This window comes from Pseudazoarcus pumilus (genome assembly GCF_002872475.1).
Taxonomy (GTDB): domain Bacteria; phylum Pseudomonadota; class Gammaproteobacteria; order Burkholderiales; family Rhodocyclaceae; genus Pseudazoarcus; species Pseudazoarcus pumilus.
Map to the genome: position 1 here is coordinate 2,364,447 of NZ_CP025682.1, position 12,981 is coordinate 2,377,427.

A 12,981-nucleotide genomic window follows, 5' to 3' on the forward strand; every position below is an offset into this window, starting at 1 on the left:
CGTCTAGGATAGCGCGAGCAGCCACTGGTGGCCGCGCGCGGAACCCTGCGCGCTGCGCGGTTATACTCCATCAACATCGGTCAAGGTCGCGCCGCCGCCTCGGCACACATCGCAACGGAAGAACATGAGCAAGCTTCCCCTGCAACCGCTGGACATCGCACGCGAAGCGCTGCGGCAACTCGCCCTCAAGCGCGTCGCGCCGACGCCCGACAACTTCCGCGCGGCCTACGCGGACATTTCGGGGCAGCCGGTCGGCGACTTTCCGTTCGAGACGCTGACATCCATCGCGGATCACCTGCCACGCGATACACCGGAGCGCGAACAGCTGGCGGCGCGCTTCGCGCGGGCGGTCGAATCCGGCAACTGGGATCAGGTGCGCGAAGCGCTGGGCGCGACCTTCGCGGCACTTTCCGCGACCCGCCCTTCCTGGGCGGAACTGCTGCGCGAACTGATGAGCCTGCTCGACACACCGCATCAGAACCTCACTCGCGCGCGCAAGCTCGCTGCCGTCGACCACGTGCTGGCTGCGAACACGGCCAACCCGGAGACGCTGTTCGCTCGACTCAGTGGTCTGGTTCAGGGCTGGCAGCGCGAGCCGCTGGCCGAACGCCTGAACCACTGGAGCGACGACGCTGCCGACGCGGCTAAAACGCCCGCCACCGAACGCCGCCGCAGCGCTGAAGAACCGGCAGACGCAGTTGCCGAGCAGCCTTCCTTCGCCGCCTGGCTCGCACTGCTACTGCGCCGCGGCGTCGCGCCGCTGGTTGGAGAGGAAACTGCGCTCGCACAGGAAGCGCGCGCCATCGCCGACACCATCGAGCACGACATCGACCCGCACGCCGCGGACGAGTCGCTCGGCGTGCGCCTGCGCGCGCTCGAGGCCAAGCTCGAATGGGCCGGCGAGGACCAGCGCGCGATCCGCGCCTCGCTGCTCAACCTGCTGCGCCTGATCGTCGACAACATCGGCGAGTTGGTCGTCGACGACCTGTGGCTGCACGGCCAGGTCGAGGCCCTGGGCCTGCTGTTCGAACGCCCGCTCGACATCCGCGCGCTCGACGAGCTCGAGCGTCGCCTGCGCGACGTGATCGACAAGCAGCGCCACCTCAAGCGCCAGCTCACCGACGCGCAGGAACGCCTCAAAAGCATGCTCGGCGGCTTCGTCGACCGCCTCGTGAGCCTGTCCGAATCCACCAGCCACTATCACCAGACGCTGTCCGACTGCGCCGTGCGCATCCGCGGCGCGGGCGACGTCTCCGAACTGTCGAGCGTCGTCGAGACCCTGCTCGACGAGACGCGCGCCGTGCAGCAGACGGCACAGCGCTCCAGCGCCGAAATCGGCGCGCTGCGCGAACAGGTCGAGGCGGCCAATTCGCTGATCACGCGCTTGCAACGCGAACTCGACGAGACCAGCGAACTGGTGCGCTACGACCCGCTCACCGGCGTGCTCAACCGCAAGGGCCTGGACGAGGCGATCGCGCGCGAGATCTCGCGCGCACGCCGCCACAGCGCGGTGCTGTGCGTCGGCGTGCTGGATCTGGACAACTTCAAGCAACTCAACGACACCTTCGGCCACCGCACCGGCGACGAGGCGCTGCGCCATCTGGCCGACGTCGCTCGCGGCTCGCTGCGCCAGCAGGACGTCATCGGGCGGCTTGGCGGCGAGGAATTCCTGGTCCTGCTGCCCGATGCCGACGTTGAGCAGGCCGCCGAGATCATGACGCGCTTGCAGCGCGCGCTGACCAAGCACATCTTTCTTGCCGACAACAGCCGCATACTGATCACCTTCAGTGCCGGCATCGCCTGCATCGGCGCCGAAGAGACGGCGGCGGAAGCCATCGACCGTGCCGACAAGGCCATGTACGCGGCCAAACGGGCGGGGAAGAACCGGGTGCTGGTGGCCGGCTAGCTTGAGGCTCGAACCGACGAATTCGCTCGGAATTGTTCGTCTGCTCCGCTTTTTGTGCCAGCGCGTCGGCTATAGACTGTCGAAGCCAATCCGAACACTGCGCGCGTCGCAGCCCTCGCCATGAGCCAGCCGCCTCCAATCTTCGTCACGGAACCGCACCTGCCGCCGCTGGATGAGTTCCTGCCGTATCTGGAGCGCATCTGGGCCAGCAAGCGCCTGACCAACGGCGGCCCCTTCCATCAGCAGCTTGAGTTGGCGTTGGCGGAGTATCTGGGGGTGGAGCACCTGAGCCTGTTCGCGAACGGCACCCTGGCGCTGGTCACGGCGATGCAGGCGCTGCGCATCAGCGGCGAAGTCATCACAACACCCTACACTTTCGCCGCCACCTCCCACTCACTGCTCTGGAACGGCATCAAGCCGGTGTTCGTCGACGTCGACCCAACCACCTGCAACCTCGACCCCGAGCGCATCGAAGAAGCCATCACTCCGGCCACCACGGCGATCCTGCCGGTGCACTGCTACGGCATCCCGTGCGATGTTGAGCGTATCGAACATATTGCCGATACCTACGGGCTGAAGGTCATCTACGACGCCGCGCACGCCTTCGGTGTCCGCCAGGGCGGCGAGAGCATCCTGCGCCACGGCGATCTGTCCGTTCTGAGTTTCCATGCCACCAAGGTGTTCAACACCTTCGAGGGCGGAGCGATCATCTGCCCGGACGCGAAGATCAAGCAGCGCATCGACTATCTGAAGAACTTCGGCTTCGCCGACGAGATCACGGTGGTCGCGCCGGGCATCAACGGCAAGATGAACGAGTTCGGCGCGGCGATCGGCCTGTTGCAACTCAAACACATTGACACAGTGCTGAGCGCTCGCGCGGCGATCTTCGAGCGCTACCGCGATGCATTCGACGCCATTCCTACACTGCATCTGCAAACGGTACCGGACACGGTGGACTGGAACCATGCCTACTGTCCGCTCTTTGTTCACGCCGAGCATGGCGCAAGCCGCGACGCACTTTTCGAACAGTTGAAATCAGCGAATATTCACGCCCGACGATACTTTTACCCGCTGATCAGTTCGTTCCCCATGTACCGCAGCCTGCCCAGCGCAACGCCGGATCGCCTTGCCAACGCCAACCGCCTGGCAGAACAGGTGATCTGCCTGCCGATCTACCCTTCGCTGGATGCCTCCGAACAGCAGCGCGTGATCGACGTCGTACTGCGATCGAGCCGATGAAGAAGCGCGTGCTGGTTTTTCCTTGCGGATCCGAGATCGGCCTGGAGATCCACCGATCGCTCCGCTACTCGACGCATTTCGAATTGGTCGGCGCCTCGAGCGTCAACGACCATGGACGCTTCGTCTACGACGAATATGTGGGCGGCCTGCCGCTGGCCAGCGATGCACGGTTTGCACAGGCCATCATTGCGGTCGCGAGCCAATATCGCATCGACGCAATCTATCCGACCATGGATTCCGTCGCAGAGATCGTGCAGAACCTCGCCGCGGAGACTGGTATCCGCGTCATCGGCAGCGGCCCCCGCGCGACTGCCATCTGTGCCTCGAAGAGCGCCACGTACGATTTGCTCGAGCCGCACATTGCAGTGCCAAAGCGCTACGCTTCGATCGATGAGATCGAGCACTACCCGATTTTCATCAAGCCGGATCGCGGCTACGGCTCGCGAAATACCTGCCGGGCATCCACGCGCGATGCAGCCCAGGCATTTCTTTCCGGCTTTGCGCCCGGCTCGATGCTGCTGCTCGAATACCTCCCCGGCCGCGAATGGACCATTGACTGCTTTTCCGACCGCCACGGCAAACTGCGCTTTCATGGCGTCCGCCAGCGCATCCGAGTGGTCAACGGCATCAGCGTCAATACCGCTCCCCGCGATGACTTTGCCGAAGAATTCGAGTGCTGGGCTCGAACCATCAACGAGGTGCTGACGCCACGTGGCGCATGGTTCTTCCAAGCACGACGCGACGCCGCTGGCAAACCCAAACTACTGGAAGTCGCCGCGCGCCTAGGCGGCTCATCGGCCCTGTTCCGCTGTCGCGGCGTGAACTTCGCGCTGCTAAGCGCCTTCGACGCCTTCGACCGCGATGTCGAGATTACCCCCAACCACTACCCGATCGAACTCAGCCGAGCGTTGGATAATCGCTTCAGAATCGAAATCGAGTTCGAGCATGTCTATGTCGATCTCGACGACTGCCTGCTGCTTGGCGATCGGATCAACCATCAACTGGTGGGCTTTCTCTACAAGGCGATTTCGGAGGGCAAGCGCATCACCCTGCTTACGCGCCATGCCGACGACCCCATCACAACGCTGCACCGTCTCCGCCTAGGCGAACTGTTCGACGAGGTCGTGCACGTCCGCGACGGCAGCACGAAAGCCGACCACATTGTCGCCGACGCCGCTATTTTCATCGATGACTCACATAGAGAACGTACGCAAGTCGCCAGACTCCATAAGATCCCTACCTTCTCTCCAGACATGATCGAATGCCTACTATGACCCTCATCACGATAGCAAAACAAAGAAACGCTCCGATCAATCCCGTTAAACGAGAGATTTCGCCAACGTGAATTGGACAAAACTCGGCCTGATCTACAACGTCACCGGACGCCATGGATTCGACATTACTCATTGCCACAAACCAACGCCCTTGATGGTGGACGATCGGACTCTTCGTGTTTATTTCGGCACGCGCGACGAGTACAACCGGACCCGCACGACTTTCGTTGACCTAGATTCGCGCGACCTGCGATCGGTCCGCTATGTACACGACCGGCCGGTCATCGACCTGGGCAGGATTGGGGCATTCGACGACAGCGGCGCAAACGTCTGCTCAGTGGTGCGCGACGGGGACGTTGTGCGGATGTACTACATCGGGGTCAACACGAGCACGACGGTACATATGCGCAACGCAGTGGGCGTCGCAATCAGCGAGGACGGCGGATACTCCTTCCGCCGCATGTTCGAGGGACCGGTACTCGACCGCACGCGGAACGAACCGTATTACGTCGGCGCCGCCGAAGTATTCCGTGAAGGCAATCACTGGAAGTGCTACTACACCTGCGGCAACGAATGGAAAGTCATCGATGGGAAGCCGGAAATCGACTACCAGATCAAGTACGCCACATCGCATGACGGCATCGAGTGGCACCGCGACAACCTGCAGGTAATCCGGCCGGAACACGACTTCGAGGTCTGCGCCCGTCCGTCCGTTTGGTGGCGCGACGGTCTCTACCACATGTTGTTCAGTCGCCGCAGTATGGCAGGCTTTCGGGTCGAAGCCGACCAGGGCTACCGGGCGGGCTACGCCCGCTCGAGCGACGGCATCATGTGGCAGCGACACGATAGCGAGACCGGCCTTGATCCGTCGGCCGATGGCTGGGACAGCGAGGGCATTGCCTACCCCTACCATTTCGAGCTGTTCGGCCGGGAACTGCTGATCTACAACGGCAATCAGTTCGGTAGGAGTGGCTTCGGAATAGCCGAGCGGCTGCACGAGGAGGGGAGCGCATCGTGAGCCTTCCAATTCTTGCGGACCCACCTCCGGAAGAAGAAATAATGGCGAGCTGGCGCGCAGAAAATCCGCCAATGGTCAGCGTGTGTATGCTGGCATACAACCATGCGTCCTACATTCGCAGCTCCCTGAACTCAATCCTCAACCAAAAAACTGACTTCGGTTTTGAGATTCTCGTCCACGACGATGCTTCTCAAGACGATACCGCAGCGATCATCAAGGACTATGCTGCGCGTTACCCTCGGATTATCCAGCCAATTTTACAGACGAAGAACCAGCATTCACAGGGCATCTATCCGTCCGTACATTTCAACTACCCCAGAGCGAGACTTCCGTTCGTCGCGATGTGCGAAGGAGATGACTATTGGCTTGACCAGGAGAAACTACAGCTACAGGTGGACGGGCTACAGCAAAATCCACAAATCAACCTATCGTTTCACTCGGCCCTGCGCGTGAATTGTGAAGATTGGGACGATCCAGACAAGGTCTTCGGCGATTACGCCCAGCAGGATGGAATCATACCTTTCATTGACATTCTGCACCGAGTGCGCGGCTGGGTACCATTCGCTTCGTGCATGATCCGACAGTCGGCGAAGAAGCACTTTCTGGCTTTCCTTCAGACCCGCCCCTACCTCACAGTCGGGGATTTATATTTTCAGTTCTTCGGCGCACTGCCCGAAGGGGCTTTGTACATTAACCGGCCAATGTCGGTGTACCGCTTCAGGACGGCGCAGTCTTGGACCCGCCGTGCGGGTGCAGACCCCACCTTCAAAGCGCGGCATGAGCTAGCGATGATGCGGTCCTACGTGGAACTCAACGCCTTGACAGCCTACGTCTACCACCATGAATTTAACGCATTGACCCTTCAGCGCCTCTTATGGCTCTTTAACGCCAAACCGTCGCTTCGTGCACTGCCTGGTGTGGCACCGCTAGAACCTTTGAACGAGGCTTGCCAGGAGGCCATTCAGGCCACGCTCGACATGCTTTCCATGCGGCCCGCTCGATACGTGATCTTCGGCTGCGCCTCCGGTTGCGAGCGGGTCCTGCGTCATGTCCCCGCGGACAAGATCGCCGCGATCATCGACCGCGACCATCGCCGTGTAGGCGAGCGGCTCCAGGGCAAGCCCATCGTCGGCACCGATGCGCTTCGAGCGCATTCCGATTGCGACCTTGTCGTGAGCACCATCGCGGCCAATCGCCGCACCATCACAGAGCTGACCACGGCAGCGGGCATCCCGGTCGAACGCATCCACTATCTGTTCGACGGCGCGCTGCGCATTGTCGATGACACCCCGATCCCAGCGGAGATCACCAACCCATGACGGCCAGCCTGATCGAAGAGGGCCTGGACGCGCAGGTCGCCTCCGGCACGCCCGACGAACATGCCCGGCTGCAGCGCATGAAGCAGCGCTTCGCGGCCCATTTCGACGCGATATCTGCACAGTTGTACGAACGACTCCCCGAGGCGGACCGCAATCGCTTCGTCGTATGGTTCGTCAAGCGCTGGGGTGGAATCGATCGCGTAACGCCGGACGAATTTGCGTGGTACGCATCCCACGTCGAGCGCATCCGCTCGCACGCCTATCCCACGCGCACGCTCGACGGACGTCCGTACAAGGCACTTGACCTGCAACCACAAGGCTATCGCGGCGAGTTGCTGACCTATCCGTGGATGCTCGGCATTCACGATTTTCTGTTCGACCAGTACCGGCACGACGACTATGGCGTCGAGCCGGGCGACACCATCATCGATGCCGGGGCATTCGTCGGCGATACCGCCTTGCTCTTTCATCAGATCACCAACGGCGATTGCCACATCCACGCGTTCGAGGTGCTTGACGAGAACCTCGAACTGCTCGCCCACAACCTCGACGCCAACAAGATCGCAGAGTGCGTGACGACATGCGCGCTCGCCTTGAGCGACGTCAGTGGCAGCCATGTCCACATCAAGGCCACTGCGGTACAGGGCGCGACGTCGATCTTCGGAGATGCCGACGGCAAGCCGGTGCAAACCATTACCCTCGATGACTACGTGCGCCAGGCGGGGATCGAACGAGTCGACCTCATCAAGATGGACATCGAAGGGGCTGAACGCATGGCGCTGCGCGGCGCGCTGGAGACCATTCGCCGGGACCGTCCGCGGCTGGCCATCTGCATCTATCACCTGTGGGATGACATGATCGAAATCCCGCAAATCATTCACTCGACCGGCGTGCCTTACCGCTTCGGCTTCAAATGGGTCGAACTGCGCAATGGCTGGGAAGCGGTGCTGTTTGCATCCGTTGAAGACAGGCCATCCGAATGAAAACCGTCCTGACCTACGGCACCTTCGATCTCTTCCATATTGGCCACCTTCGCCTGCTCGAACGCCTACGGGGGCTTGGCGAGCGCCTGGTCGTCGGGGTATCGACCGATGAATTCAACCGCGAGAAGGGCAAGACGACGGTACTGCCGTTTTCCGACCGCATCGAAATCGTGCGCGCGCTGCGCTGCGTAGACCTCGCAATTCCGGAAACCTGCTGGGAGCAGAAAGTCGCCGACATCCGCGAACACGGGGTCAGCGTGTTCGGCATGGGCAACGACTGGGAAGGGCGCTTCGACGATCTGCGGACACATTGCGAAGTGATCTATCTGCCTCGCACGGAGGGCGTATCGAGCACGCACATCCGCAACACCCTCAAGGTGCTCGACCAGACGCACGTGCGCGAGCTCAAACAGGCGCTGGACCTGATTTCGTCAATCGTCGAGCGATTCGACTGATTCGCACTCCGACCTGCCGATGACGCGACGCCTGCTATTCCTGCTGCTCCACCCTCTCTGGCGGCTATTCGACAGGCTCATGCCGAAGCGCCCGGATTTTTGGGCCTTCGCCACGCACCACCTGCATAGCGAGCGGTTCATCGAAAATCAACGTGCGCTCTTCGAGCACATCAAGGGCGACGACTCGGTCCGCAAGCTGGTTTTCCACCGCGGGCGAGAAACCGACTTCGAGGTCGAAGGTGCCGTGAACTACGACGTCGTCCGGCATGGCTCGCTACGCGGGCTGTTGTTGCTGGCGCGCTGCAAGGTCGTGTTCCTGACCCACTCGATCTCGATGGATTTCTCGTTGCGCTGGCCGGACGGTAGTTTCGACATTCTGGCGCTAAGTGCGCGCGGGCGGGTGATCGTCAACCTGTGGCACGGCATCCCGCTCAAGCGCCTGCTCTACGCTGCCAACGAAGCCGCCTTTCGTCACACCGACCGCATCGCCTACCGTACGCGTGAGCGACGAGGGTACGCCGGTCTGATCGCATCATCGGATATCGACAGCTATGCGATGGCCGCCATGTTCTACCCGCTGAACTACCGCCAGGTGTGGGTCACGGGCTTGCCACGCAACGATTTCCTGACGCTCGACGAAGACTGTCTGCCGCGCTACGTTCGCGACAGCCTGCATGTCGTTCGCACGTTACGAGGCGATCGCAGACTGATCGTCTATGCGCCAACCTACCGGCAAACCGCCATCAGCCCCGGCGCGCGCTACTACCAATTTTCAGACGCGGAGATCACGCAGCTCCGAGCCTTTCTGAGGGAGAACCGCGCCGTGCTGGGCTACCGCCCGCACTATTTCCGCAACAGCAGCGAGTACTTCAACCTGGGCCAACATGTGGACGGCGAATGGATCATCGACGTCTCACAGGAACGCGTACCGGAGTTTTCCGCCCTGGCGCGCGAATGCGACGTGCTCGTGACAGACTATTCGAGCGTCTATATCGAAGCACTGTATCTGGGGAAACCGGTCGTCTGCTTCGGTTATGACATCGAACATTACATGGCGCACGAGGACGGTCTGCTCTACGACCTGCGGCTGGCATTTCCGGGGCCGGTGGTCGAGCGTTTCGACGCGTTGCTGCCGGCCATCGCTACGCGCCTGGGCATGGGCGTCGACGAAATTGAAAGGGAACAGGAAACCGCACGCAAACTGTTCTTCAAGCACCACGACACCGACAACTCGAGCCGAGTCGCGCAACGAGTACGCTCCTGTCTCGCGGAATCACGTAAATGAATGGCGACACGCCCGGACCCTGACATGACCCTTGGTAACCCTGCCTCGCAACGCCACCCCTACTACATCGTCGCACCCGATTACCGCGACAGTTCGGCAGGCGTCCGGGTCATGCACCATCTTTGTCATATGTTGAACTCGTGCGGAGAAGAGGCCTATGTGATCGGCGCGCAATCGTTCGATGCCCGACTCAAAACGCCACCGCTCAGCGCGTCGGTCTCGGCACGACATGCTCGGGAGATGCGCGTGCCGATCGCGGTCTACCCGGAAATCGTTTCCGGCAACCCACTGAATTCAAGCGTATGCGTGCGCTACATGCTGAACAAGGAAGGCGTCATCAACGGAAATTCGATGCATGCCGGGCCGAACGACCTGTTCTTCTACTATTCGCGCGCATTCGTGCCCGACCCGCAGGGCACTTACGATTATCTGCGGCTTAACACCCACGACCTGGATCTGTTCAAGCCGGACCCTGAACGCAGGAAGACGGGGCCTTTGCTGTATCTGAATCGGATTCCCGCGAGTTCGATCGACTGGTCGCAGCTGCCGCGGGACATCGAAGTGCTGTCCAACCGCACGCCGCTGTCGCTTCCAGAACTGGCAGCCCGGCTGCAGGGTGCGACGGTACTCTATTCCTTCGAGAGCTCGACTACGTGCACGCTCGCAATGCTGTGCGGCTGCCCCATCGTGGCGATGACGCATCCCGACTACCCCCGCCTGGGATTCTCCGAGCAGACACTCTCTCCCTACGGGGGGCGCGGCTATGCGCTGAGCGATGACGCTGACGCAATCGAATCGGCCCGAGCCGGCCTGCCGTCATTCCGTGCAGCCCTGGCGCGCTTGCAAGCACACACGCTCGAGGAATTGAAGGCTTTCGTTGCAAGAACCCAAGCCGCAGCCGACGCGGCACCGCAGCCACAAGGGAGCGAAGCGACGGGCCTGCCAACGTCGATCGACGACATCCCGTCGATCGAAGCCATGGCCTACCGCACGGATCGCCACGTCCATCTGACGCTCGTTGTCATCGGCAAAGGCGATGCCACCAATGCAGCAACCCTCGAGAGTCTCGACAAACAATCTCGACCCGCCGACGACGTTCTTCGCGTCGACGGCATCGGGTCGCCACTGCAGCGGCGTCTGCAGGCAGTCTGCGGCACCTCCCGCACACAGGAGGAAAGCTGGATCGTACTGATCGACGACGGCGACACCCTCCACAGGAATGCGCTCGCCAGTGCTGCCTACCTGTGCGGAAGCCGGCCAGAACTGCAGTGGGTGTATTCCGATGCCAGGGTGGCGACCACCCGCGGCATGGAGACGGCGCTGTATCCGCCCGACCTGGACCCCCAGTTGCTTCGCTCTGGATTCGCCATGGTTGGTCTGCTTGCAGTGCGGCCTGAGATGCTGGAGGGAGTACTTGTCGATGGTGAAGGACTGAACGCAGACAACTGGCGTCAAGCCCTCCCTTACCTTCTGCTGCAAGCAGGCAATGGCGATTCCGGTGCCCACGCGGCCGAGCCCTGGGTCAAGCACCGGGACATCCCGCAGGGACATCCCGAGTTGCTGTTGCCGCTCCCATCGCGCCCTTGCGCGCAGGATGCCGAAACACCCCTGATCTCGATCCTGATCCCCTCGCGCGACCAGTTGCCGGCCCTGCAGCGCTGCCTCACATCGATTCTCGAGAACTCCGGTGACCTATCGTTCGAAATCGTGATCGTCGCCCACGAGACTCAAGACCCATCCGCGTCGCACTTTCTCGCCGAGTTACCCGCCGCGGCCCCCCGGCGCATTCGCGTTCTGGCCGAAAACGGCCCTTTCAACTTCAGTGTGCTGATCAACCGTGCCGCGGCAGTGGCCCGCGGTCGCTTCCTCCTGCTGCTCAACAACGACACGGCAATCCTGCAACCGGACTGGCTTCCCCGACTGCTCGCGCTGTTCGACGATCCGGCCGTGGGCATCGTGTCGCCGCGCCTTGTGTTTCCCGACGGGCGCATACAGCATGCTGGGGTCACCCTCGGCCTGAGTGGCGCCGCGGATATCGCCTGGGTCGGCACGGCGATGGATGAACCCGGTCCACTCGGATTGCTCGCCCACACACGAGAGGTCTCGGCAGTCACCGGGGCGGCCCTGATGATTCGCGAGGACCTGTTCGCCGCCTTGGGTGGAATGGACGAAGCCTACGATATCGGTTTCGGCGATTTCGACCTGTGCTTGCGCGCAGCAAAGGCAGGCGCACGTTGCGTATGGACGCCATCGGTCACGCTGATGCACGAGGCGGGACGGACGCTGAAGGCCTGTTTCACGCAGACAGAAGTTGCAGCCCAGGCGGGCCGAGCCTTCGAGGCAGCGCGTGCTCGCTTCGTACGCACGTGGATCGGGCAGTTGGGCACAGATCCGCACTACAACATCAACCTGTCCTTGGCGTCGAGGCACTGGCACGCTGAACAGGAACCGGAACTGCAGCCCTTCCCCGTTCTCTCACCGCCCGGACCGCGCGTACTCGCACTGCCTGCCGACGACAGCGGTTCGGGTCACTATCGCGTCGCCTCGCCGGCCGGGCATGCAGCGCGCGAACGAGCCGCCGCCGCCCGACTCGCTCGCGGTTATCCGATTCCGGTTCATTTCGTGCGCCTGGGCATCGACACCCTGTTCTCGCAACGTCAGGTCGACGACAATCACTTGAAGGCACTGACCGAACTGCGAGAACTACTGCCTGGCCTGCGCATCGTCATGGACTTCGACGACCTGCTCACCGAAGTGCCCAGGCACAGCCACCACGCCGCGCAGGTGTGGCCCGACATCGAGCGGCGCATGCGTCGCGCATGCGAGTTGTCCGACTGCATCACCACCTCCACCGCCCCGCTGGCCGAGCGCCTGCGCAGCTGGCACAACGACCTGCGCGTGGTACCCAACGGCATCGATCCGGCGTTGTGGAAACCAACGCACGAACCCGGTTCGCGCGCCGGGAAGCTGCGCGTGGGCTGGGCAGGCGGGGTGAGCCACGCCGGCGATCTGGCGCTGATCCGCAAGGTCGTGGAAGCGCTTGCCGACGAAGTCGAATGGGTGTTCCTCGGCATGTGCCTGCAGGACATGCAGCCACACCTGACCGAGTTCCACCATAGCGTGCCGTTTGCCGAGTATCCGGACAAGCTCGCTGCGCTCGGGCTCGATCTGGCCATCGCACCGCTGGAGGCCAACGCCTTCAACGAATGCAAGAGCAACCTGCGTCTGCTCGAATACGGCGCGCTGGGCATCCCGGTCATCGCCAGCGATCAGCTCCCCTATCGCTGCGGTCTGCCGGTCACGCTGGTCGATAACCGTCCGCAAGCGTGGATTGCGGCGATCCGTGAGCGTACCGGCGAGCGGCACGCCCTCGCGACGGACGGTGCGCGCTTGCGCGAAGCGGTGCTCGCCGGGTGGACGGTCGATCGCTTTCTGCCCGACTGGATCGACGCCTGGCGCGGCTGACACGATCCGACTTCACGTGCCGATGGCGCGGCTCGAG

The 12,981-nt window shown here is 62.3% G+C and carries 9 protein-coding genes; all 9 read left to right on the forward strand.

Annotated elements, in window-relative coordinates; translation table 11 throughout:
• Positions 1-124: 124 nt before the first annotated feature.
• The 9 genes from C0099_RS11585 (at position 125) to C0099_RS11625 (ending at position 12,944) form a co-directional block, all read left to right on the forward strand.
• Positions 125-1,906: a GGDEF domain-containing protein gene (locus C0099_RS11585; RefSeq protein ID WP_102247560.1), complete on the forward strand. Its 1,782-nt coding sequence runs from the start codon at positions 125-127 to the stop codon at positions 1,904-1,906.
• A 120-nt stretch (positions 1,907-2,026) separates the two neighbouring features.
• Complete coding sequence (locus tag C0099_RS11590; RefSeq protein ID WP_102247561.1) at positions 2,027-3,145, forward strand: DegT/DnrJ/EryC1/StrS family aminotransferase; 1,119 nt, start codon at positions 2,027-2,029, stop codon at positions 3,143-3,145.
• Positions 3,142-4,419, forward strand: a complete 1,278-nt coding sequence (locus tag C0099_RS11595) for an ATP-grasp domain-containing protein (protein ID WP_102247562.1) — start codon at positions 3,142-3,144, stop codon at positions 4,417-4,419. The genes C0099_RS11590 and C0099_RS11595 overlap by 4 nt, the downstream gene beginning before the upstream one ends.
• Before the next feature lie 67 nt (positions 4,420-4,486).
• Positions 4,487-5,437, forward strand: coding sequence for a glycoside hydrolase family protein (locus C0099_RS15880; RefSeq protein WP_123785252.1), 951 nt, complete (start codon positions 4,487-4,489; stop codon positions 5,435-5,437).
• The gene (locus C0099_RS11605; RefSeq protein WP_123785253.1) at positions 5,434-6,756 is read left to right on the forward strand and encodes a glycosyltransferase; all 1,323 of its coding nucleotides are present in this window, start codon (positions 5,434-5,436) and stop codon (positions 6,754-6,756) included. The genes C0099_RS15880 and C0099_RS11605 overlap by 4 nt, the downstream gene beginning before the upstream one ends.
• Positions 6,753-7,739, forward strand: coding sequence for an FkbM family methyltransferase (locus C0099_RS11610; RefSeq protein WP_102247565.1), 987 nt, complete (start codon positions 6,753-6,755; stop codon positions 7,737-7,739). Before C0099_RS11605 ends, C0099_RS11610 begins: the two co-directional genes overlap by 4 nt.
• Entirely contained in the window at positions 7,736-8,194 is a 459-nt protein-coding gene (locus C0099_RS11615) for an adenylyltransferase/cytidyltransferase family protein (protein ID WP_102247566.1), read from the forward strand. Before C0099_RS11610 ends, C0099_RS11615 begins: the two co-directional genes overlap by 4 nt.
• 19 nt (positions 8,195-8,213) lie before the next feature.
• Positions 8,214-9,479: a CDP-glycerol glycerophosphotransferase family protein gene (locus C0099_RS11620; RefSeq protein WP_102247567.1), complete on the forward strand. Its 1,266-nt coding sequence runs from the start codon at positions 8,214-8,216 to the stop codon at positions 9,477-9,479.
• Positions 9,480-9,503: 24 nt separating this feature from the next.
• A complete protein-coding gene (locus tag C0099_RS11625) occupies positions 9,504-12,944 on the forward strand; it encodes a glycosyltransferase (RefSeq protein ID WP_164084910.1) in 3,441 nt (1,146 codons plus the stop codon).
• The last annotated feature ends 37 nt before the right edge of the window (positions 12,945-12,981 follow it).